This is a genomic window from Acinetobacter halotolerans, from assembly GCF_004208515.1.
Lineage (GTDB): Bacteria > Pseudomonadota > Gammaproteobacteria > Pseudomonadales > Moraxellaceae > Acinetobacter > Acinetobacter halotolerans.
The window spans coordinates 308058-329801 of sequence record NZ_SGIM01000003.1; the positions used below are offsets into that span (position 1 = coordinate 308058).

General features: G+C 39.4%; 24 protein-coding genes and 2 riboswitches. Of the genes, 11 read left to right on the top strand and 13 right to left on the bottom strand.

What is annotated here, in order from left to right:
* The 4 genes from uppS to rimO form a co-directional block, all read right to left on the bottom strand.
* Positions 1-750 (bottom strand): polyprenyl diphosphate synthase, encoded by a 750-nt coding sequence (gene uppS, locus EXE30_RS05615; protein ID WP_130161558.1) that lies wholly within the window; start codon positions 748-750, stop codon positions 1-3.
* 4 nt (positions 751-754) lie between these two features.
* Positions 755-1309 (bottom strand): ribosome recycling factor, encoded by a 555-nt coding sequence (gene frr, locus EXE30_RS05620; protein WP_130161559.1) that lies wholly within the window; start codon positions 1307-1309, stop codon positions 755-757.
* A gap of 76 nt (positions 1310-1385) precedes the next feature.
* Positions 1386-2114 (bottom strand): UMP kinase, encoded by a 729-nt coding sequence (pyrH, locus tag EXE30_RS05625; protein WP_004670966.1) that lies wholly within the window; start codon positions 2112-2114, stop codon positions 1386-1388.
* A 50-nt stretch (positions 2115-2164) separates the two neighbouring features.
* Positions 2165-3508 (bottom strand): 30S ribosomal protein S12 methylthiotransferase RimO, encoded by a 1344-nt coding sequence (gene rimO / locus EXE30_RS05630; protein ID WP_130161560.1) that lies wholly within the window; start codon positions 3506-3508, stop codon positions 2165-2167.
* 328 nt (positions 3509-3836) lie between these two features.
* Between rimO and glnL the strand changes: the two genes are divergently transcribed.
* The 5 genes from glnL to EXE30_RS05655 all read left to right on the top strand — a co-directional run bounded on the left by glnL (position 3837) and on the right by EXE30_RS05655 (position 8958).
* The gene (gene glnL, locus EXE30_RS05635) at positions 3837-4946 is read left to right on the top strand and encodes a nitrogen regulation protein NR(II) (protein WP_130161561.1); all 1110 of its coding nucleotides are present in this window, start codon (positions 3837-3839) and stop codon (positions 4944-4946) included.
* The gene (gene glnG / locus EXE30_RS05640) at positions 4933-6441 is read left to right on the top strand and encodes a nitrogen regulation protein NR(I) (protein WP_130161562.1); all 1509 of its coding nucleotides are present in this window, start codon (positions 4933-4935) and stop codon (positions 6439-6441) included. Before glnL ends, glnG begins: the two co-directional genes overlap by 14 nt.
* A 152-nt stretch (positions 6442-6593) precedes the next feature.
* Positions 6594-7235 (top strand): TetR/AcrR family transcriptional regulator, encoded by a 642-nt coding sequence (locus EXE30_RS05645; RefSeq protein ID WP_130161563.1) that lies wholly within the window; start codon positions 6594-6596, stop codon positions 7233-7235.
* 112 nt (positions 7236-7347) lie between these two features.
* Complete coding sequence (gene argF / locus EXE30_RS05650; protein WP_130161564.1) at positions 7348-8268, top strand: ornithine carbamoyltransferase; 921 nt, start codon at positions 7348-7350, stop codon at positions 8266-8268.
* Between the two features lie 165 nt (positions 8269-8433).
* Complete coding sequence (locus tag EXE30_RS05655; RefSeq protein WP_130161565.1) at positions 8434-8958, top strand: protein tyrosine phosphatase family protein; 525 nt, start codon at positions 8434-8436, stop codon at positions 8956-8958.
* Here the strand turns inward: EXE30_RS05655 and ispF are convergent.
* On the bottom strand, positions 8946-9437 hold the full coding sequence (gene ispF / locus EXE30_RS05660) for a 2-C-methyl-D-erythritol 2,4-cyclodiphosphate synthase (protein ID WP_130161566.1): 492 nt from the start codon (positions 9435-9437) through the stop codon (positions 8946-8948). The genes EXE30_RS05655 and ispF overlap by 13 nt on opposite strands.
* Positions 9438-9536: 99 nt before the next feature.
* Here ispF and EXE30_RS05665 point away from each other — a divergent pair, with 99 nt between their 5' ends.
* Positions 9537-10184, top strand: coding sequence for an A1S_1983 family putative colistin resistance protein (locus EXE30_RS05665; RefSeq protein WP_130161567.1), 648 nt, complete (start codon positions 9537-9539; stop codon positions 10182-10184).
* Between the two features lie 52 nt (positions 10185-10236).
* Here the strand turns inward: EXE30_RS05665 and EXE30_RS05670 are convergent, their stop codons facing one another.
* The 4 genes from EXE30_RS05670 to EXE30_RS05685 form a co-directional block, all read right to left on the bottom strand.
* Complete coding sequence (locus EXE30_RS05670; protein WP_130161568.1) at positions 10237-11481, bottom strand: D-amino acid dehydrogenase; 1245 nt, start codon at positions 11479-11481, stop codon at positions 10237-10239.
* Positions 11482-11517: 36 nt separating this feature from the next.
* A riboswitch (glycine riboswitch) is annotated at positions 11518-11664 on the bottom strand.
* A 1-nt stretch (position 11665) separates the two neighbouring features.
* A riboswitch (glycine riboswitch) is annotated at positions 11666-11755 on the bottom strand.
* A 136-nt stretch (positions 11756-11891) separates the two neighbouring features.
* On the bottom strand, positions 11892-12383 hold the full coding sequence (locus tag EXE30_RS05675) for a hypothetical protein (protein WP_130161569.1): 492 nt from the start codon (positions 12381-12383) through the stop codon (positions 11892-11894).
* A 111-nt stretch (positions 12384-12494) separates the two neighbouring features.
* The gene (gene fumC / locus EXE30_RS05680; RefSeq protein WP_130161570.1) at positions 12495-13892 is read right to left on the bottom strand and encodes a class II fumarate hydratase; all 1398 of its coding nucleotides are present in this window, start codon (positions 13890-13892) and stop codon (positions 12495-12497) included.
* A gap of 148 nt (positions 13893-14040) precedes the next feature.
* On the bottom strand, positions 14041-15048 hold the full coding sequence (locus EXE30_RS05685) for an SDR family NAD(P)-dependent oxidoreductase (RefSeq protein ID WP_130161571.1): 1008 nt from the start codon (positions 15046-15048) through the stop codon (positions 14041-14043).
* Between the two features lie 67 nt (positions 15049-15115).
* On the opposite strand from EXE30_RS05685, the gene tusD reads away from it, so the two are divergent.
* From tusD to EXE30_RS05705, 4 genes are read left to right on the top strand one after another with little or no spacing between them, the layout of a single operon-like run.
* Positions 15116-15484: a sulfurtransferase complex subunit TusD gene (tusD, locus tag EXE30_RS05690; RefSeq protein ID WP_130161572.1), complete on the top strand. Its 369-nt coding sequence runs from the start codon at positions 15116-15118 to the stop codon at positions 15482-15484.
* 43 nt (positions 15485-15527) lie between these two features.
* Positions 15528-15878, top strand: coding sequence for a hypothetical protein (locus EXE30_RS05695; RefSeq protein WP_130161573.1), 351 nt, complete (start codon positions 15528-15530; stop codon positions 15876-15878).
* An 11-nt stretch (positions 15879-15889) separates the two neighbouring features.
* Entirely contained in the window at positions 15890-16174 is a 285-nt protein-coding gene (locus EXE30_RS05700) for a hypothetical protein (RefSeq protein ID WP_130161574.1), read from the top strand.
* Between the two features lie 29 nt (positions 16175-16203).
* Positions 16204-16515 carry a TusE/DsrC/DsvC family sulfur relay protein gene (locus EXE30_RS05705; protein WP_130161575.1) on the top strand — a complete coding sequence of 104 codons (312 nt, stop codon included), beginning with the start codon at positions 16204-16206 and terminating at the stop codon, positions 16513-16515.
* 10 nt (positions 16516-16525) lie between these two features.
* Here EXE30_RS05705 and EXE30_RS05710 read toward each other — a convergent pair whose 3' ends face one another.
* Entirely contained in the window at positions 16526-17389 is an 864-nt protein-coding gene (locus EXE30_RS05710) for a DMT family transporter (RefSeq protein WP_130161576.1), read from the bottom strand.
* A 123-nt stretch (positions 17390-17512) separates the two neighbouring features.
* Here EXE30_RS05710 and EXE30_RS05715 point away from each other — a divergent pair, with 123 nt between their 5' ends.
* Entirely contained in the window at positions 17513-18910 is a 1398-nt protein-coding gene (locus EXE30_RS05715) for an aminotransferase-like domain-containing protein (protein WP_130161577.1), read from the top strand.
* Between the two features lies 1 nt (position 18911).
* Here EXE30_RS05715 and EXE30_RS05720 read toward each other — a convergent pair whose 3' ends face one another.
* The 3 genes from EXE30_RS05720 to moaCB form a co-directional block, all read right to left on the bottom strand.
* Positions 18912-19394, bottom strand: coding sequence for a winged helix-turn-helix transcriptional regulator (locus tag EXE30_RS05720; protein WP_130161578.1), 483 nt, complete (start codon positions 19392-19394; stop codon positions 18912-18914).
* A gap of 177 nt (positions 19395-19571) precedes the next feature.
* A complete protein-coding gene (locus EXE30_RS05725) occupies positions 19572-20810 on the bottom strand; it encodes a molybdopterin molybdotransferase MoeA (protein ID WP_130161579.1) in 1239 nt (412 codons plus the stop codon).
* Positions 20810-21733, bottom strand: a complete 924-nt coding sequence (moaCB, locus tag EXE30_RS05730; RefSeq protein ID WP_121929272.1) for a bifunctional molybdenum cofactor biosynthesis protein MoaC/MoaB — start codon at positions 21731-21733, stop codon at positions 20810-20812. The genes EXE30_RS05725 and moaCB overlap by 1 nt, the downstream gene beginning before the upstream one ends.
* Positions 21734-21744: the final 11 nt, after the last annotated feature.

Genomic DNA, 21744 nt, shown 5'->3' on the forward strand with positions numbered 1-21744 from the left:
TTAATTCTCTATTTTCGCTTGTTGAATCTGTTCAGATGTCTTACCAAAACGTCTTTCGCGCCCTGAAAAAACACGAAATGCATAATCTAACTCTTTTATTGTAAATTCTGGCCATAAAGTTTCAGTAAAATACAACTCAGCGTATGCGGCTTGCCAAAGTAAAAAGTTAGACAAGCGATAGTCGCCACCAGTACGAATCAACAAATCGACAGCAGGTAGATCATTTAGACTGACATATTTATCAAATAAATCAACATTTATCTGATCTGTTTGAAGTTTTCCAGCAAGTGCATCTTCAGCAATACTTTTTGCGGCATGTGCCATATCCCACATACCGCCATAACTCACGGCAATTGAAAGTGTCATGGAGTCAAAAGCAGCTGTTTTCTGTTCCGCTTCTTGCATTAAATCACGAAGCTCATTTGACAACCGAGAACGGTCGCCAATGAAACGTAGTGCGATGTTGAATTTTTCCATACGCGGAAGCTGCTCATGAATGGTTTCTTCAAGCAATTGCATGAGCAAATCAACTTCGTATTGGGGACGATTCCAATTCTCGCTAGAGAATGCAAAAACGGTCAAAGCTCGAACACCCATTTTTTTACAATGTTCGACGATTGGATCTAAGACATTTTTGCCTTCACGATGCCCATCACCTTTTTGCATTTGCTTTTTTTTGGCAAAACGATTGTTGCCATCCATAATAATGGCAACATGTTGAGGAAGAAGTGGATCTTCTTGCGAGGTCATAGAATTAGACCTTCATCAATTCTGCTTCTTTTGCTGCTAGACGTTTATCAACCTCAGCAACATACTTATCAGTAATTTTTTGGATATCATCACCAGCACGACGATCATCATCTTCAGAAATTTCTTTTTCTTTCAATAATGATTTGATATCACCCAAAACGTCACGACGAATATTACGAATAGCGATTTTTGCATTCTCAGCTTCAGTACGCGCAACTTTTTGCATATCGCGGCGAGTTTCCTCAGTTAAAGCTGGTAGCGGTACACGAATTGAATCCGCAGTAATTGGGTTCAATCCAAGGTCACTTTCACGAATCGCTTTATCAATTGCAGAAACCATTGTACGTTCAAATGGTTGAACCACAAGCGTACGCGAATCTTCTACACCCACGTTTGCAACTTGGTTAAGTGGCACATCAGAACCATAGTAAGGAACCATTACACCATTTAAAATAGATGGATGAGCACGTCCAGTACGAACCTTTGCAAACCCTTGCTCTAAAGATTCGAGGGTTTTCTGCATGCGCTGTTCGCTATCTTTTTTGAGATCGTTAATCATATGATCTTCCTTACTTATTCAATAGGTATTACAAAAAAATTATGCGTAGTATAAAGAGCTTTATGCTTCACGTATATTAGTTGGTGACGTGAGTACCTTCTTTTTCACCCATTACGACCGAAAGTAATGCACCAGATTTATTCATATCGAATACTTGGAGTGGAACATTGTGGTCACGACACAAACAGATCGCTGTCAAATCCATAACACCCAATTTCTCATCAAGTACTTGATCGAAAGTTAAGTGATCATATTTAACCGCATCATCATATTTACTTGGATCTTTATTATAAACCCCGTCCACCTTTGTTGCTTTCAGGATTAAGTTCGATTCGATCTCAATACCACGCAAACAAGCTGCCGTATCCGTTGTAAAAAATGGGTTGCCTGTACCTGCAACAAACACACACACCTCGCCTTGGCTTAGATAACGAATTGCATCACGACTAGAGTATGACTCAACCACTGTACCAATCTGTAATGCAGACATTAAGCGAGTTTTAATATTACGGCGCACTAATGCATCACGCATTGCCAAACCGTTCATTACTGTTGCCAACATTCCCATTTGGTCACCCGTTACGCGACCGACCAAACCATCTTTTTGTAATTGGCTACCGCGATATAAGTTACCACCACCAACCACGATACCCACCTGCACACCTAAACCAACTAAGTGCGCAATCGACAATGACATTTGATCAAGTACTTGGGCATCAATACCCATATCTTTATTTCCAGCTAAAGCTTCACCAGAAAGCTTAAGCAAGATACGTGCATAACGCGGATTTTTAGAAGTTGACATACTTTTACTCCAAACCGAACAATCTCAAAATTCTTAAATTTAATTCAACATCAAGCAGATTTAATCTGAATCAACTTTGCAAATAAATCATATTCATCTGCATCGGTAATTTCGACTTCAAGCAAAGCCCCTGCTTTAATCATGCTTTTATCAATATCTTCAACGAAAACATTGCCATCGATTTCTGGTGCATCTGCATATGAACGTGCAACAGCGACTGGAAACTCGTCTTCTAAATGATCAACAAGCACGGTCATCGTTTGGCCAATACGTTTTTGTAATTTTGCAGCGGAAATTTCTTGCTGAACTTCCATAAAACGTTCATAACGTTGTTGCTTAATTTCTTCAGGAACATGATCTGGAAGATCATTGGCTGTTGCACCCTCTACAGGTGAATATGTGAAGCAACCTACACGATCAAGTTGAGCTTCTTTCAACCAATCTAACAAAGTTTGGAAGTCTTCTTCGGTTTCACCTGGAAAACCAACCACAAAAGTTGAACGAATCACCAAATCAGGGCATTTTTCACGCCACAACTTTAGGCGCTCTAAAGTGTTTTCACTATGCGCTGGTCGCTTCATCAATTTTAGGATGCGTGGGCTGGCATGCTGAAAAGGAATATCTAAATATGGCAAAATTTTGCCTTGAGCCATAAGGTCAATAACAGCATCAACATGTGGATATGGATATACATAATGTAAGCGAACCCAAACACCGAGCTGACCGAGTGCTTCACACATATCATAGAATTTGGTTTTTACAGGCTGACCATTCCAAAAGTCCAGCTTATATTTAGTATCTAATCCATAAGCAGACGTATCTTGAGAAATCACCAAGACTTCTTTTACCCCTGCACGTTTCAATGCAGCCGCTTCTTCCAAGACCGAACCAACAGGACGAGAAACGAGATCTCCACGCATACTTGGGATGATACAGAATGTACAACGATGGTTGCAGCCTTCCGATATTTTTAAATAGGCATAATGCTTTGGTGTTAAACGAACACCTTGCTCTGGAACCAAATCGATAAATGGATTGTGCTTTGGTGGTGCTGGTACATATTCATGTACTGCCTCCATAACATCTTGGTATGCTGCCGCACCTGTTACTTTGAGAACATTTGGGTGCATTTGGCGAATTTTATCTTCGTCTTTGCCTAAACAACCTGTTACGATAACTCGACCGTTTTCGCTCATGGCTTCGCCAATCGCGTCTAAAGACTCTTGTACTGCAGATTCAATAAAACCACAGGTATTAACAACAACCAAATCTGCACCGTCATAATCTGATGCAACTTGATAACCTTCAGTCTTTAACTGAGTTAAAATTCGTTCAGAATCTACCAATGCCTTAGGACAACCTAAAGATACAAAACCGACTTTGGGGGTCTTCATGAATCTGCGCTCCACTTGAATCGGCGTATTGTATGACTTTTCTTGGCTTACGCATAGCTGCAAAAACATCTCTTTGTGTAATGCACCAAAATACAACCAATCTTTTAAATAAAATCTAACATTGCACCATTTTGGAACATGATAAGATATTGATTTAAACCCATGTATGTGAAAAATACCGTATAAATAGATCACTTCATGAATAAACTATTGAAATTTAGCAAATACAAAGTTGGCGTGCATTTTGCATTAAATACATTTAAGAAGTTAATGGCTATTCATTCAAATTGATATTTATTGCGCCATTTTAAAACAGGACGATTCACAAATGGATCAAAACACCACTATCGACTATCGACTCTTAGTAGATAATCTGACAACTGCCATTTTATTGGTCGATAGTAACCTTAATATTTTTTATTTGAATTCTGCTTGTGAAGCATTATTTGATATCAGTCTGTTTCGCGCCTCAAGACAACCTGTGTTGAACTTGCTACACGCTCATGATGACTCATTTAATACACATCAAGCCTTATTAAAGACATTAAAAAGCGGACAGCATTACACACGTCGTGAAGCTGTCATCAATGTGAGTTTTAAATCAATTCACGTTGATTACACAGTTTCACAGCTTAATATGGGTAAAAACAATTCTCCATTATTACTCATCGAACTCAACCCTATTGATCGCATGTTGAAGATTTCCAAAGAGGAAAATTTAGTTCAACAACATCAAGTCGCGCGTCAATTGGTTCGTGGTGTTGCACATGAAATCAAAAATCCTTTAGCGGGGATCCGGGGAGCCACCCAACTACTCGCACGCAGCTTAAATGATGATCGCTATGGCGAATTTACAGATATTATTATTAGTGAAGTCGATCGACTTACCAATTTAGCGGACACCATGCTAGGTTCACGCCAATTGCCTAGCTATGAACATGTCAATGTGCATGAGCCATTAGAGCGTGTTAGATCATTAATCACGAATCAAACCAAAAAGAAGATTAAAATCACACGTGACTATGACCTTTCACTCCCCGATGTCATGGCGGATCGCGATCAACTTATTCAAGTCATGCTCAATATAAGTGTAAATGCCGTACAAGCCATGACCGAAAATAAAGATTTTTTTGTTGAGTCAGAACCTGAACTTATTTTACGAACCCGTATACAACGCTTAGTCACCATTAATGGTTCTCTTCATCGCTCAACCGTTCGTATTGATATTGAAGACAACGGACCTGGTGTACCTGAAAGTATTTTAGAATCTGTATTTTACCCTCTCGTCACTGGACGAGCTAAAGGTACAGGACTAGGCCTTAGCATTGCACAAAACATCATGCATCAACATAACGGAATGATCGAGTGTCAATCCGTTTCTGGAAAAACCGTATTTAGCTTATATTTACCTTGGGAGTCAGACCGTGTCACGAAATAAAATTTGGGTAATAGATGACGATCGTGCCATGCGTTGGGTACTCGAAAAAACTTTTAAAGAAGAAGGTTTTGACGTTACCAATTTTGAAGAGGCACAAACAGCGCTGGAACGCCTACATGATGATGCACCAGATGTCATTCTGACGGATATTCGCATGCCAGGTATTGATGGTTTAACTTTTCTATCTAAAGTTAAAAACACTCATCCCGACCTACCTGTGATCATCATGACCGCTCACTCTGATCTAGAATCAGCGGTATCTAGCTATCAAACTGGTGCTTTTGAATATTTACCAAAACCTTTTGATATAGATGAAGCATTAGCACTGGTCAATCGTGCTATTTTGCATATCAATAAATTACAACAGCAAGAAGCAACTAAAACCGCAGCAGCGGCGCCTATTCAGTCAACTGAAATCATTGGCGAATCACCTGCCATGCAGGAAGTATTCCGTGCGATTGGGCGTCTATCACAATCACACATTACCGTTTTAATTAATGGTGAATCAGGAACAGGTAAGGAACTTGTTGCTCACGCTTTGCATAAACACTCACCACGTCGTGCTAAACCATTTATTGCCCTTAACATGGCTGCAATCCCAAAAGACTTGATTGAAACTGAGTTATTTGGACATGAAAAGGGTGCATTTACAGGCGCCAACACTCAACATCAAGGACGTTTTGAACAAGCCAATGGCGGAACACTATTTCTTGATGAAATTGGTGACATGCCATTTGAAACACAAACTCGTTTACTTCGTGTCTTAGCAGATGGAGAGTTTTATCGCGTTGGCGGACATATACCGGTCAAAGTTGATGTCCGGATTGTTGCTGCAACCCATCAAGATTTGGAAAAGCTGGTCAATGAAGGCCGCTTCCGTGAAGATTTATATCACCGACTTAATGTCATTCGCATTCACATTCCAAAACTTGCACATCGTAGCGAAGATATTCCTATGCTGGCGCAACACTTCTTAGCACGCGCAGGCAAAGAATTAGGCGTAAGCCCAAAAATCTTACGCACCGAAACAACTGACTATATGCAACAGTTACCTTGGCCAGGAAATGTACGTCAGTTAGAAAATACTTGTCGCTGGCTTACCGTCATGATCACAGGTCGTGAAGTTTATCCAGAAGACCTTCCTGCGGAACTCAAACAAGTCTCTGTACAAAAAATATCAAGTGATACAACACCTACAACGTCATCCATTGCTAATCCAATGTTAGTGGATCGAATGACTGTTCATCATTGGGATGAATTATTGGCTCAATGGGCGATTCAAAAACTCAAAAATGGTGAAATGAAGATTCTTGATATTGCCACACCGATGTTTGAACGCACCCTGATCACTGCTGCTTTACAACAAACACGTGGTCGTAAACGCCATGCTGCTGAGCTTTTAGGTTGGGGACGCAATACACTCACCCGTAAACTCAAAGAACTAGGAATGGATTCAACAGAGGAAGACGAAGAAGACGAAACCCGCCCAGCTTAGCCGTTAAAACTTTCTAGCAAAAAAGCGAGTCACCTATGTACTCGCTTTTTTGCGCTACAAGCGGTGTTAAGTCATACCCAAAACAGATGACCATACAATGCATATGGTTTTTGCTATAATGAGTATTACCCTGCATATAAGTATGGAAAACAATGACTGATATTTGTTACCCAAGCTGTGAACAACCTCAAACCCGTCGTGGTCAAGAACGTCGTTTAGCCTTATTACTCTGTGCTACCGATTTGTTTCTTGAAAAAGGGTATGATGCTGTTTCTTTGGATGATATTGTCAATCATGCGGGTGGTTCCAAGACATCTATTTATAAGTATTTTGGAAACAAAGAAGGGCTTTTTACCGCTATTTGTGATTACAGACGTGAAGTTTTTTTTAATGGGGTTTGCTTACCGTATACCTCGGAACAGATTAGTTTAAGAAATTATCTAAACAAAACACTCCAGCGTTTTTACAAACATATTATTCTTCCCGAAAATATTGCTTTTATGCGCATGTTCACCGAACAAACCCAAAAAGATGCGCAGTTAGCGAATTATTTTTATGATAAATGTGCCTCCAACATTCAAAATACCATCGCTTTTGCACTCGAACATGCACATTCAAACAATGAGATTTTTTGTTCACACCCCCATTTTTCTGCCACGATGTATTTCGGAATCTTACGCGATGTCGAGTGGCGTATTTTAATGGGATTAAACATCCCAGAAGATGATAATGAAATATTTGATTATATTGATTATTCTGTAGAGCTCTTCTTAAAGGCTCATCAAAAGGTCTAATTCTTTTGCATTTTTTTAGACCTATAGTATAGTAGTCAATTCTTTTTTATTCACCACCCAATAAAGAGCAATTAGTTATTGTTTTTATTCAATAATTATTGTGGGAGTAACTATGGCGCTTCGGCATTTTCTAACTTTACGTGACCTATCTTCTTTGGAACTGCAACGCATTTTAGATCGCGCGCATGAACTTAAGCGTATGCAACATAGCAATACGGTATATCAACCTTTTGTTGGTAAAGTTTTGGGAATGATTTTTGAGAAATCGAGTACACGTACACGTATTTCTTTTGAAGCTGGTATCGACCAGTTTGGTGGTAGTGCTATCTTTTTATCTCCACGCGACACCCAATTGGGTCGTGGTGAACCGATTGAAGATTCCGCTCGTGTGATATCAAGCATGCTTGATATCGTCATGATCCGTACTTTTGGTCATGACATTGTCGAACGTTTTGCTTCTTACTCAAAAGTTCCTGTCATCAATGGTCTCACTGATGACCATCACCCTTGCCAATTGCTTGCTGACCTACAAACCTATCAAGAACACCGCGGTAGTATCGAAGGTAAAACAGTTGCTTGGATTGGTGATGGCAACAATATGTGTAACTCATATATTGAAGCAGCACATATGATGGGCTTTAAACTAAAAATTGCCGCACCTGAAGGCTATGAACCACAAGCGAAATTTTTAGCCGAATTTGCAGATTGTGTTGAGGTTTTCAATAAAGCTGAAGATGCAGCCGTCAATGCCGACTTGATCGTGACCGATGTTTGGGCAAGCATGGGCCAAGAAGAAGAGCAAAAACTTCGTGAGCAAGCGTTTGCTGATTTTCAAGTCAATGAAAAACTCATGGACTTGGCTCACCCTGATTGCTTATTTATGCATTGTTTGCCAGCACATCGTGGTGAAGAAATTTCTGAAAATATGCTTGATCATAAAAATGCCGTTGTCTGGGATGAAGCAGAAAACCGTTTACATGCTCAAAAAGCATTGATGGAATTCTTACTAAACGAGAATCTCAAAAAAGACTAAATGGTAAAATAAAAACAGCATCATTTGATGCTGTTTTTTTGCGTCTTATATTTTTATTTGAGCCTTATAAATTGAACACTTAAATAAAAACACTTATAGTAATCCATGCCCTTTAGATTAAGTTTCTCTTTATAAGAAAACTTCAATGACGACACAGCGGATCTTATGACAACACTTGAGCAAGCTTTATCTGAAATACCAAGTTTCTCCGTGGTGCATGAGCATTTATTTAGCTCAGCTCAACCAACTGCAGAACAATTACAGCAGATCAAAGAGTATGGTTGTAGTACAGTCATTAATCTCGCAACTAGCAAATCAGAGAACCACCTCCCTAAGCAAGATCAAATTTGCTTGGACCTTGGTTTAAATTACATTCATATTCCTATTGATTGGGATATGCCTTGTTCAGAACAATGCCTTTTTGTTTTAGATCTCATTGATCATCTGGTACAGAATGAAGTGGTTTGGTTGCACTGTGCTAAAAATATGCGTGTGAGCAGCCTGATGTATTTATATCGCCAATTCTATATGAATATTGACCTCCCCGCTGCCCAAGAGCTGTTACACCAGATTTGGGAACCGAACGAGACTTGGACCGGTTTAATCCATAGTATTGCTTTACAACTTCAAGGCCGTAAAGCAACCCAAGAACTACAGCAAGCATTAATTAATACAGATCATTTTGCTTGATGTGAAATCAATACAGTCGCAGTCGCCAAGATTCCTTCTTGACGACCAGTAAAACCAAGTTTTTCTGTAGTTGTCGCTTTAATACTGACTTGAGTGATCTCTACATCGAGCACATCAGCAATACTTTGACGCATTTCTAGATTATATTTAGCCAGTTTTGGTCGCTCACAAGCGACTGTGATATCAGCATTATTTAAATGATAACCACGATCTAAAATCAGCTGATAAACATGCTTAAGCAGTACACGGCTATCGGCACCTTTATATTCAGGATCAGTGTCAGGGAAATGCTGTCCAATATCGCCTAAAGCCAAAGCCCCCAATAAGGCATCGCTTAGAGCATGTAAGACCACATCACCATCTGAATGTGCTTTTAAACCGTGTGTATGAGGAATTTGAACACCTGCCAAGGTCACAAAATCACCTTCTTCAAAAGCATGTACATCAATCCCTTGTCCAATACGAATTTGAGCAACCATATGATTTTCCTTTTTACAATATACTGAACAAATCTTGTATTCAGGCTTTCTATTTCGCTATAGTACGTTGAGCAAATTAGACTGAAAGTATAAGTGATTATGCTGTTGAACATTGTAAGAAATCAATTAAAGAAAGCAGGTTATATCATCACATTGGGTTGTTTCTGCTCAACATATACATTCGCCGAATCGATCAATTGCTCTATCAGCAACGCTGATCTCAAAATCGTATGTTCACAGCAATATCAAGAGCAACGACAAAAACTCAATGATAAATTTTTAACTGCTTATCTGGTCACTGATGCCCCTCTACAACTTTTACACGATACTCAAAAGTTATGGTTAGGCCAAATACGAAAATGTAAATCGAAAGCATGTTTTCAACAGCAGTTCGATGCGCGTTTTGATGATTTGAATTTTTATACTTCAATGAATCAAACGCTTACACAGCACTATTTAAAATACGAACATGGCAAACTTGCAGCGCAACCTGTTCATTTACAGATTCACCAGCTCGACAAAGATAGACTTAAAATTGAAGGGATCGCTTATCGAAGTCCTAACAACCGTTTGGAAACACAAACAGTATCATTGCTTGCTTATAGTACGCCAAATGAGAAAAATCAGATTACCGACAACGAAAAGATGTGCCAATATCAATTTGATTTTCAGAAAGCTTTATTGGTGATAAAAACTGAACAAAAAGGTTGCGAACGCTTTGCAGGCATTTATCGTTTGTATGATTGATACATCAACTTATTAAATGGAAAGCCGATGTCTCCATCGGCTTTCTAGTTACTTAGTTTGGAAACTTTTGAGCAATTTCTTGGCTAATTAAGACCGCTGTAGCGGCAGATAATGTCCAGCCTAAATGACCATGCCCCGTATTGTAAAACACGCGTGATTGTTTCCCCTGTCTCACTGCTGGCAACATATTTGGCATCATCGGACGTAAACCTGCCCAAGGCACCACATGCTCAGTTGAAATATCAAAATTTTGATTGACCCAATTAATTAACGGTTGGATACGATCAGCACGGATATCACGGTTATAACCATTGAACTCTGCTGTTCCAGCAACACGAAAACGATCAGCACCCAATCGCGAAGTCACAATTTTTGCACTTTCATCCAATAAGCTGACCCAAGGTGCATTGTTTACACTACGTTCGTCTTGCAGCTGCACTGTAATTGAATAACCTTTTACAGGATAAACATTAATCGTATCTCCAAGCATATCGGCCAATTGATAGCTACCGACACCACCACACACCACAATCAAATCTGCTTCGATTTCAGTGATCTGTTCTGAGTCAGGTTGCGTATTTTCCGAACTGTTTTTACACTTAACGATCACTTTATCTTGCAAACATTGAACATCAACCACATCCAGACCAAAACGATATTTCGCACCATACTCTTGTGTTTTTCTTGCTAAACCCACAGAATATTTATGAATATCTCCTGTTGCATCTCCAGAAGTGTAATATCCACCAAAATATGTACCTGTTAAATTGGGTTCAATCGCCTTCATTTCTTCAGGTGTGATCGCATTACGTTCCAGTTTCCCTTCGACTAGCACATCATTCACTTTTTTTGCGATTTCAAAGTCTTCTTTGGTATGGTACATATGCAAAATACCACGTTTTTCCAAATCAAAAGAAATGTTCTCTTTCTCTGCAATTTCAAATAAACGCTGTCTCGCCAACAACGCTAAACGCACAGTCTCAATCGTATTCGCTTTATAATTTTTGATGTGGGTTAAAAACTCAATTAACCAACGATATTTGTGCGCACTAAAAGATGGGTTGAGCAATAATGGTGCATCTTTTTTCCCCATCCATTTCATACCTTTGAGCACGGTTGCTTTTTGATTCCATACTTCAGCATTACAGGCGGACAATTGTCCACCATTGGCAAACGATGTTTCCATTGCTGGAAATAAGTGACGATCTATCACCGTCACCTCATAACCTAACTTAATTAACTCATAAGCAGACGTTACACCCGTAATCCCCGCACCAATTACAACAACATGTGGCATAGCAAACTCCTAGAAATGCATAACATTTCTTAATGCGTAGCCCCATCTGTCATGGTACCTGAGAGTTTTGGCAGATGATTACCAATTAATCATTGAGCCTTCCCCTTCGGTGAGTGTTTCTCGTAGAAGAAATAAATTTAAGTATATGTTTCTACAAATTGAGCACTGCTCTCCAGATTGTATGTCTATTATTACAGTCCTTCTGCCTGAGAGTTTCCGGGGTCGTTGCTCCTTCGGCGAGTTCATTGAAGAACTTCTCTCCCGCAATAATATTTATATCCCTACAAGCAATATATATGCCGCTTAAAAATTCAGACACTAAAATCTTGTAATTGTTTGTAGATGAAAATTTTATGTCAGTGAGTGTTATATATCAATAAAAAAGCAGACCCTAAGTCTGCTTTCTGTCATTAAAATTTACCTTGCAAGATTTGCTCTGAAAATTGACCTTTCCATTGCTCGCGCAATGTAGGTAAATAGAACTTTTCCCCAATCGTTACCAGCTCTGCATCGATCAACGAATGAATTTCATGCATCAACACATAGTCCAACGCAAGCAATGACAGTTGAGTTTGTTTTTGTGCAATCCGTTTACGTTGAGTTTGGGCCTTTTTTACCAGATCATTTGCAAAATCTTTATCTTTATATGTTGTAATTGCACTTAAGCGCAATTCAATGACACCCCAACCTTCCAATAACTTTTTAAAAATTTCAAAATCTTTTGAATTGGCTTCCCATGTTAAATTTTCTAAGTCGTTATCATCAGGCAATACTGGCAATAATAAATCAACAGTGCTTGGAAATATTTTCTTTAAATTCAACAGAAATTTAACAGGGTTTTCATGAGACAGACCAGAATATTGAATATGAGTTTGAGTATCTGTTAAATAAATATTAAGCATAGTAAAACAATGGTCTAGTCAATCAAACCAATATTGTACGCAGTTCACTTTGTAAAAACCACTCATAAAAAAGTCCTCCCATAAATGAGAGGACGTACAATTAAGATAAAATCACGACTTACTGTTCGGCGATACCATATTTTCAGGCTTCACAACCTCATCAAATTGCTCAGCGGTGACCAAACCTAATTCAACTGCTACCTGTTTTAAGGTTTTATCTTCTTTATAGGCTGTTTTGGCAACTTTGGCTGAGTTTTCATAACCAATCACTGGATTCAATGCAGTGACTAGCATTAAAGAATTATGTAAGAAGTGGTCAATTTTCTCACGATTTGGTTCAATACCCACCGCACAGTGATCGTTAAAACTATTACATGCATCTCCAAGCAACTGAATCGACTGCAATAAGTTATAGGCAATCACGGGCATAAATACATTCAATTCAAAGTTCCCAGATGCACCTGCCACATTGATAGTCGTATCGTTACCCAAGACTTGAGCAACCACCATGGTCATTGCTTCACTCTGTGTTGGGTTGACTTTACCCGGCATAATGCTTGAGCCAGGTTCATTCTCTGGAATACGAATCTCACCAAAGCCACAACGAGGACCACTCGCCAACCAACGAATATCATTGGCAATTTTATTTAAACTCACAGCCAATGTTTTTAATGCACCCGAAGCAAATACTGCTGCATCACGTCCAGCTAAAGCTTCAAATTTATTCGGCGCAGTGATAAATGGAAGTCCAGTAAGCACAGACAACTGTTCTGCTGCTTTGACTGCATAATCAGGGTGGGCATTTAAACCTGTACCGACAGCCGTCCCCCCCAAAGGTAATTCATATAAACCTGCGAGTGCTTGATTTAGACGCTTCACGCCATGCTCTAATTGTGAAACATAACCACTAAACTCTTGTCCTAAAGTCAGTGGTGTCGCATCTTGTAAATGTGTACGACCTATTTTAACGATATCACCAAACTCGTCTGATTTACGTTGTAAAGTGATTTTGAGTTTTTCGACAGCTGGAATAAGTAATTCATTGATTTGAAGACATGCTGCAACATGAATCGCAGTGGGAAAAGAATCATTGGTGGATTGAGCACGATTAACGTGATCATTTGGATGTACCGGTTTTTGCGCTCCGAGTGCTTGTCCCAATTTCTGATTGGCTATATTGGCAATGACTTCATTACAATTCATATTGCTTTGAGTACCTGAGCCTGTTTGCCAAACCACCAAAGGAAACTGTGCATCCCATTTTCCAGCAATCACTTCTTCAGCAGCGCCGACAATATATTCGCTTAGATCTTGAGGAAGTTGTTTCAGCTCAGCATTAGTAATTGCGGCTGCCTTTTTGACCAAGCCCATTGCACGTATCATCGCACGAGGCAAGCGCTCTTGGCCAATTTTAAAGTTCTGTAAACTTCTTTGCGTTTGCGCACCCCATAAGGCTTCATTAGGAACTTCAATTTCGCCCATGGTGTCGTGTTCAATTCGCATTTGCATATCATCAACCTCTGATCTATTTGATTAAAATTCTCACGGGCTGAAGCAAATTGATGCTTTGGCTAGCTAAGTCGTAGATTATCTATATAAACGACAACCCGCCTCATTATCATCAAACAGTCCGTTGATGTAAATAAGAATCATTAAGCTAACCACCCTTCAAGGTATTCAGATAAAATCGCCACTCATCTTCAAGCATTTGAGTTAAAGAACGTTTCGGCTCCCAATTCAATATGTTTTTCACCTTATCAATATTTGCGCCTAATTGAGCCAGCTCTTGATTTTGATAAACTGCGGGTTGTACACGAATCTCAGCCTGAGTCACTTTAGCGATTTCATCTAATAAGCTTTGAATAGAAGTCAACTGCGAATGGGCAATGTTGAAAGACTCTAAACAATTGTTTTGCGTGTCCAACCAATTCATCGTTATTAATACCACTTCACATACATCCAACACATGTAAGAAACTACGTTCTACCGTTCTGTCTTCTGTTTCTGCTTGATTTTGCAACTCAATACAATCTCTTTGCATCGCTGCAACTTGCAAAGCGAGTGGAACAATATTTTTAGGCAGTTGGGTGACATACTCTCCCAACACACCATGCTCGAAAGCCCCTACGATGTTGGATAGACGAAAATTCACAATTTTCCATTCGTGATCAACTTTATAAGTATCAGCAATGATATCTTCAACGATTTGTTGGGTTCGAATATAAGGATTTGCAGAACGATAATTAAATTCTGTTTCTTCAGATAGCTTAGGATCAGACTTTCCATAAACAGCTAAACTAGATAAATTCAACAACTGCCTAACACCCATCCGCTGCATAGCACGCAATAAACTCATGATACAACTGACGTTATCGTTATAGTACTCAAGCGGTTTCAAAGCAGATTCTTCGAGAGATTTAAAACTTGCAGTGTGAATAACCGTATCGATTGAATACTGCTCAAATACTTTATTTAGCGCTGGGGTATTACGTACATCCAACTTTACAAATGGAACATACATTCCTGATATATATTCCAAACGCTCTAAGGTCTGTAAGGTAGAATTAGCTAAATTATCAACAATAACTATTTCTTTCCCCTGAGCCAATAAACTCAAAGCAATGTGTGAACCGATAAAGCCTAAACCACCTGTGACCAAAATCATTGTATAATTACCTTCTTTTTAATTATGCCCACCTTCATTTCGCCTATATGACCATAGTGAATATTCAATGAGTACACTACTGCTAATTACTTCTGCACCTACTTCAGTTATGGCTTGGCATGCGTATGGTTTAGCCGAAGCATTACAAAATAAGCATGAAGAATTGCGTGTCTTTTTCTACCAAGACGGAGTTCAAGTTGCGAACGACTTACAGTGGGTTCCTGATGATCAACGCAATCTAAAACTAGAATGGCAAAAACTCGGCATTCGACTCCCTGTCTGTGTCAGTGCTGCCCTTGCTCGGGGTATCACTGATGCGAGCAATGCACAACGCCATTCACTTCAACATCACAATCTAGCACAGGGTTTCGAGCTAGTTGGACTAGGTGAACTTGCGGATGCAGTGCAAAATTGTTCACGTCTAATTCAATTTTAATTTAAGTTCTTTATTAGAGTGTTGCTTTTAAAAGGTATATTGTGTGAAATCTGTACTCGTCATCCTAACGCAGCCCAATTTAACTAGTTTGCAGGTCAACGAAAGCTTGTCTGCAACTATGGTTTTAGCAACCTTTGGTATTTCTGTCAAAGTTTTATTAAAGGATGCAGCTCTAAGCTTATTGAACAATCAGTTAGCATTTGACCAACTCAAGCATGCCTTTAAAGTTGCATCAAATATGGTTGAAAGTTTTGAGTTTTATGATTTAACGCCTATTTTAATCGAAACAAAAAATCAACAACTCAGTCTGATTCAAAATACTGAACAAGACATCGAATTTATTGAATTCAATCCAGAGTTTATTCAATCATTCGATCATGTGTTGTATTGGTAAGAGAGTCTATTATGAAAACCAACACTTTATTTTTGATCCAGTCACCCTATTCACAACTTGATAAGATGTGGGCTGATGTATGTCAAATGGCTCAAGCTGATGACTCGATTGTGATTATGGGTGATGCGGCGTTGTATATCCCCCAAACTATTTTAGATCGTTTTTCTCATCTTTATTGTTTAAGCAGCGAGCAAAGTTTATTAAATGTTGAAATTAAAGAGCATGTAAAAATCATAGAATATACGCAATTCGCTGATTTAGTTTTACAATTTGATCGCTGCGTCACTTTGAAATAACCCATTTCCAATTTTACTTAGGCTATTTTATGCAATTAGAGTTAGATCAAGATGGTCATTTGGTTGATTATACGATTTGGAATCAAGAGGTTGCTCAAGAGTTAGCTAAATCTTTGGATTTAGAGTTAACTGGTTGGCATTTTGAAGTGCTTCACGCGGTACGTCAGTTCTATCAACAATTCGGGCACTCACCAGCAACACGTCCATTGATTAAATTTTTAATGAAAACGGTCAACCCTGAAATCAATAACGCAGAACTACAACAGCGTTTCAATACAGGTTTAGTCGCTCGACATCTGAGTCGTTTAGCGGGCGTACCTAAACCTGCGAATTGTTTGTAATCCTTTTGGATCAAGCAAATTTCTTGGCACAAGTCACACAAGCGATTACAGCTATGGTCACTACTAACATGGTCATACTAACGTGTTCATGTAGGATGACTGCTGCAATAGCCAACCCAAATATTGGTTGTAATAACTGTAACTGCCCGACCGCCGCGATACCACCGAGTGCCAGCCCTTTATACCAAAAGAAGAAACCGATAAGCATACTGAAAATAGATACATAAGCTAAGCCCAATGCTGCAGACCATGAAATTTGTTCAAAGCTGACAGGCATATAAAAATAAGAAATAACAAGCATGACTGGCAACATCAAAATAAGTGCCCAGCAAATCACTTGCCAACCACCTAAATGCTTAGATAGCTTTCCACCTTCAGCATACCCAAATCCGCAAAGTATGATGGCCAGCAGCATAAAAATGTCACCATAATTGAATAGCCAACTTTGTGTTTGAATCAACATATAAGCGAATACAAGTGCAGCTCCTAAGATCGCAAATAACCAAAATGCGAAATTAGGTCGCTCTCCTCCTCGCAACACGCCAAAAACAGCTGTAGCTAAAGGCAATAACCCTACAAAAACGATGCTGTGGGCAGCACTAACATATTGCAACGCTAAAGCAGTAAACAGTGGAAAGCCAATCACAACACCAATGGCCACATAAAATAAAGGCATCCAGTCTTTTCTATTGGGTAGTTTTTGACGAGATAAGAGAATTAAAATTAAACCTAAAACACCTGCAATTGCAGCCCTTGCAGCAGTTAAAAATGTTGGACTAAAATCCATGACAGCAACACGCGTTGCAGGTAAAGAGCCTGCAAAAATCACCACACCTATAAGCCCATTCACCCAACCATTGCTTAAAAATCTCATTTCTTATCTCCACATCTATATGGAGAATTTAAACTGTGTTATGGTTTCTGCACCACATACAATACAGTACAGTTTTAAATAACTGTACTGCATGACAAACCAGTACAGTGAAAGAGTGAATGGATGAAAACAACAAAAATTGATTCGGTTATACAGCATGTCCGTGAGCAAATAAAAAATCGCTCATTGATGCCTGGCTCCAGACTACCGTCAGTACGATCATTAGCAGCTCGACTTAATTTATCGATCTCCACAATTGTCGAAGCTTATGAACGTCTTTCTGCGCAAGGTTTGATTGAAGCTAAAACAGGTTCAGGGTATTTTGTTGCAGGTCCTCTCGCGCCATTATCTATTTCGGAAATTCACCCTAAGATAGATCGAAACATTGACCCATTATGGATTTCAAGACAAGCACTAGAAGCAACACAAAATGTTTTGAAACCTGGATGCGGCTGGTTACCCGATGATTGGATGCCGCATGAAAATATTCGTAAAGCGGTCCGAAAAATTTCAAAAGCCAATGCAAAAATCCTGACCGATTATTCTACCCCGCTTGGTCTAACCGCATTACGTGAGCTACTGTCACGTAAAATTTTAAGTAAAGGAATCGAAGCAACTCCAAATCAAATTTTACTCACTGACTCTGGCACGCAAGCAATTGATTTAATTTGTCGTTATTTTTTAAAACCGAATGATGTGGTTCTGGTCGATGATCCCTGTTATTTTAATTTTCATGCTTTACTAAAAGTTCATCAAATCCAAATTGTTGGCGTACCTTATACACAAACGGGCCCTGATCTAGCCGCGTTCGCTCAAGCAATCAAAAACCATAACCCTCGTTTATACATTACCAATTCGGCGATTCACAATCCTACGGGTGCAGTTTTAACCGCTTCAACGGCTTATCAAATTTTAAAGCTTGTTGAGCAATCCAATTTGATTGTAGTCGAGGATGATATTTTTTCGGATCTGGAACTTCACACAGCGCCACGACTTGCCGCACTGGATGGATTATCACGTGTGATTCATATTGGGAGTTTTTCTAAAACATTGTCGGGCTCTGTTCGAACAGGATATCTCGCCACTAAATCTGAATGGATTGAAGATTTAACCGATATAAAAATCGCAACTTGTTTTGGTGGCAATCAGTTATCAGCTGAAATCTTATATGCTGCATTAACGGATGGAAATTATCGAAAGTATTTAGAGGAACTAAAAATCCGTTTATCAAAAGCAATGGATTCGACCATTAATCAATTAGCAAAAATAGGCATCACACCGTGGGTTAAACCACAGGCAGGAATATTTCTATGGTGCAAATTAGCAGATCATTTAGATAGTACTCGTATTGCAAAAACCTGCCTTGAACATGGTGTGATTTTGGCGCCTGGAAATGCATTCAGCCAAAGCCAAAATTATCAAAATTTCATTCGTTTTAATGTGGCACAATCTTTAAATCCAAAAGTTTTTGAAGTTCTATCCCAAGCTATTCAACTTGAAATAGAACAACAAAAATCATGAATCATGCACTTTTTTGCTTTTGATCCATAAATGCAAAATAACCTGGCCCAGCTGTCGCCCGTACATCTTTGACTTGAATAGGTTCGTCACATTCTGAGCAGACGATTTTAGGTATCATCTTCTTTCCACAGCGCTTGTGAGTAAACTCAATCGGCTTTCCAAGCCCCATATCCATCCATTTATCTGCCCACTGTATCATCGACAACATAATCGGATAGAGGTCTAAGCCTTTTTCAGTAAGTTGATATTCAAAACGTTCTTGACGTTCAACATACGGGACTTTGGCTAAGATACCATGTTCAACTAAGCGCTTTAATCGCTCAGAAAGTACGTGTCTGGTTAAACCTAAGCTGCGTTGAAAATCATCAAACCGACGTACTCCCATAAACGCATTTCGCAAGATCAGCATCGTCCAACGATCACCAAGTACAGAAAGTGTTCTCGCCACTGAACATGGCTGATCTCCTATCTCGTCCCATTTCATTATTATCACCAAATCATTATTTTAAAGTTTTTAAAAGACATTAAACCTTGTCTTGAACCGTAAGCTTAGAAACTAAGCAATATAAAATATACAGTAACTATCTCAGAGATCAGATGCAATATTGGTACTGAGCTAAAAGTGAAAAAAAACAATTAGTTTACACAATACAATCAAATCTTAATTGTGAATAAATAGCCCAGAAACCAGTTGTCCTGCTTCTATTTTAATATTGGCAGGAATACGGACCAAACAGTTTGCCTGCATGAGATTACTCAGCATATGAGATTGCTGTTTAGCCAAACTTTGTAGTTTAAGTTGCCCGTATTCGAAGTAAGCATGCATTCTCAAAAAACGTTCACGCGCATCTGATTTGAGTTCATGCGTCAGGATGGCGCTAAACCACTCTAATGGCTGATCTTGACTTTGTAGAGCATCTAATAAAGTTTTGCCATAAATCTGCATTGCCACATATACGGCGGCTGGATTTCCCGGTAATCCGAGTAAATAACAAGGATGACCCTCACTATTTAGTGGCTTATATTCTGCAAAAAAAAGCGGTTTACCCGGTTTTTGTTTTACTTTCCAAAAAACTTGCTCAAAACCCGTTTCAAATGCACAAGGACGTACAAAGTCATAATCTCCAACTGAAACACCGCCAGTGGTAATAATCACATCATACTGTTGTTTCAACTGTTCAAAGCAGTGTCTGACTTGTTCTGCTTCATCAGCAATATGCAAAATCTCCACATCTAGCCCATAATCATTGAACCATGCTTTCAACAATGGACCATTAGCATCGAAAACTTTACCTGCTTGTAAATCCGCAGGCGTTTCCGCAACTTCATCACCTGTAACCACAACGGCAACTTTGGGCACACTAAACACATCGATGGTTTGTACGCCAGCCATACTCAGCGCAGCAAGTGCACCACTATTAATTTTCTGCCCAACATCAGCCAATTGTTGGCCAACTTGGATTTCTTCACCAGTAAATCGAATATCTGCCTCTGGTTTGATATGTTCAGCTAAGCGGATGTTAGCATCAGACTCAACAATGACGATTTCCTGTCGTGCGACATGTGTTGTACCTTCAGGAATTTTCCCACCGGTAAAGATCCGAATCGCTTGCCCTTGTTCCAAAGGACAATCCGATACACTTCCTGCTTTGATTTCGCCTTTCAGGTCAAAGCGAGCATCTTGCAGATGCTCAAGCATGGTATTCAATGCATAGCCATCGACTGCACTTTGAGAAAAGTTTGGTAAATTTACATTTGAATAAACCGCTTCAGCCAAATAACGATTAAGACACTGCCCTAAAGGCAATGTCTCTGTCGCAAGTACTTGAGGTCGTGTTTGAATCAGTTGTAATGCTTCATCAATACTGATTAAACCTTTTTCAGCACCACATCCTGACATTATTCATATCCTCCTGGATGAGGTAAGTCACGGCATACATCAAAAATATGAACTAAGGCTGGTAAAATCGCGGCCATCGACTCACTTGCACCACCGCGACTACCCGGTAAAGTCACCACCAAAGAACGATCAATAAAACCAGCAACACCACGAGACATCGCAGCATAAGGGGTACGTCTTTGACCAAATGCGCGAGAAGCTTCCATTAAACCATCTAATTTACGTTCCATGAGAGGTTCAAGCGTATCGACGGTAATATCACGCTTACTAATACCTGTCCCACCTACCGTCATAATGCATGCATATGACTTAGTCAGTTCTAAAACCAAATCTTTCAACTGATCTGGTTCATCAGCTAAGATTTGATAATGAATCGGATCAAATCCAGCTTCAGTCAAAGTATCAACCACGGATTTACCCGCAGTATCAGGTTTACGCCCTGCTGCAACCGTGTCAGAAAGAACAATCACAGCAGCAGAAACTGGCTGACGCAAGGTACGTTTAAAATGAGACTTACCACCTTTTTTCTTCAGCAATTTACACTGATCTAAACAAAGTTCGTCAGGCTCACAATGTGGTTTTAACATATCGTAAATGGTCAACCCAGCTAAACTCGCAGCGGTTAAGGCCTCCATTTCCACACCAGTTGGTCCAATGGTTTCAACTGTGGTCAGAATCACCACGTGATCCTCTTTTAAATCATAATCAACATCAGCACGATAGATCGGTAAAGGATGACACAGTGGAATCAGCTCATCTGTGCGTTTCGCCGCCAAAATACCTGCAATGCGAGCTGTTTTTAAAGCATCACCTTTTTCGGTATTTCCATCTCGCAGTAACTGAATACAATGTGGTGGTGCGTATAAAATTGCTTGTGCTTCTGCAACACGATAACTTTCGGGCTTCATCCCAACATTTTTCATTCATTTTACCT

What these genes read in the sequence shown, in the direction of transcription:
- uppS (WP_130161558.1), bottom strand. Translation starts at nt 750, where the DNA reads ATGACCTCGCAAGAAGATCCACTTCTTCCTCAACATGTTGCCATTATT.
- frr (WP_130161559.1), bottom strand. Translation starts at nt 1,309, where the DNA reads ATGATTAACGATCTCAAAAAAGATAGCGAACAGCGCATGCAGAAAACC.
- pyrH (WP_004670966.1), bottom strand. Translation starts at nt 2,114, where the DNA reads ATGTCAACTTCTAAAAATCCGCGTTATGCACGTATCTTGCTTAAGCTT.
- rimO (WP_130161560.1), bottom strand. Translation starts at nt 3,508, where the DNA reads ATGAAGACCCCCAAAGTCGGTTTTGTATCTTTAGGTTGTCCTAAGGCA.
- glnL (WP_130161561.1), top strand. Translation starts at nt 3,837, where the DNA reads ATGGATCAAAACACCACTATCGACTATCGACTCTTAGTAGATAATCTG.
- EXE30_RS05645 (WP_130161563.1), top strand. Translation starts at nt 6,594, where the DNA reads ATGACTGATATTTGTTACCCAAGCTGTGAACAACCTCAAACCCGTCGT.
- argF (WP_130161564.1), top strand. Translation starts at nt 7,348, where the DNA reads ATGGCGCTTCGGCATTTTCTAACTTTACGTGACCTATCTTCTTTGGAA.
- EXE30_RS05655 (WP_130161565.1), top strand. Translation starts at nt 8,434, where the DNA reads ATGACAACACTTGAGCAAGCTTTATCTGAAATACCAAGTTTCTCCGTG.
- ispF (WP_130161566.1), bottom strand. Translation starts at nt 9,437, where the DNA reads ATGGTTGCTCAAATTCGTATTGGACAAGGGATTGATGTACATGCTTTT.
- EXE30_RS05665 (WP_130161567.1), top strand. Translation starts at nt 9,537, where the DNA reads ATGCTGTTGAACATTGTAAGAAATCAATTAAAGAAAGCAGGTTATATC.
- EXE30_RS05670 (WP_130161568.1), bottom strand. Translation starts at nt 11,481, where the DNA reads ATGCCACATGTTGTTGTAATTGGTGCGGGGATTACGGGTGTAACGTCT.
- EXE30_RS05675 (WP_130161569.1), bottom strand. Translation starts at nt 12,383, where the DNA reads ATGCTTAATATTTATTTAACAGATACTCAAACTCATATTCAATATTCT.
- fumC (WP_130161570.1), bottom strand. Translation starts at nt 13,892, where the DNA reads ATGCAAATGCGAATTGAACACGACACCATGGGCGAAATTGAAGTTCCT.
- EXE30_RS05685 (WP_130161571.1), bottom strand. Translation starts at nt 15,048, where the DNA reads ATGATTTTGGTCACAGGTGGTTTAGGCTTTATCGGTTCACACATTGCT.
- tusD (WP_130161572.1), top strand. Translation starts at nt 15,116, where the DNA reads ATGAGTACACTACTGCTAATTACTTCTGCACCTACTTCAGTTATGGCT.
- EXE30_RS05700 (WP_130161574.1), top strand. Translation starts at nt 15,890, where the DNA reads ATGAAAACCAACACTTTATTTTTGATCCAGTCACCCTATTCACAACTT.
- EXE30_RS05705 (WP_130161575.1), top strand. Translation starts at nt 16,204, where the DNA reads ATGCAATTAGAGTTAGATCAAGATGGTCATTTGGTTGATTATACGATT.
- EXE30_RS05710 (WP_130161576.1), bottom strand. Translation starts at nt 17,389, where the DNA reads ATGAGATTTTTAAGCAATGGTTGGGTGAATGGGCTTATAGGTGTGGTG.
- EXE30_RS05715 (WP_130161577.1), top strand. Translation starts at nt 17,513, where the DNA reads ATGAAAACAACAAAAATTGATTCGGTTATACAGCATGTCCGTGAGCAA.
- EXE30_RS05720 (WP_130161578.1), bottom strand. Translation starts at nt 19,394, where the DNA reads ATGAAATGGGACGAGATAGGAGATCAGCCATGTTCAGTGGCGAGAACA.
- EXE30_RS05725 (WP_130161579.1), bottom strand. Translation starts at nt 20,810, where the DNA reads ATGTCAGGATGTGGTGCTGAAAAAGGTTTAATCAGTATTGATGAAGCA.
- moaCB (WP_121929272.1), bottom strand. Translation starts at nt 21,733, where the DNA reads ATGAAAAATGTTGGGATGAAGCCCGAAAGTTATCGTGTTGCAGAAGCA.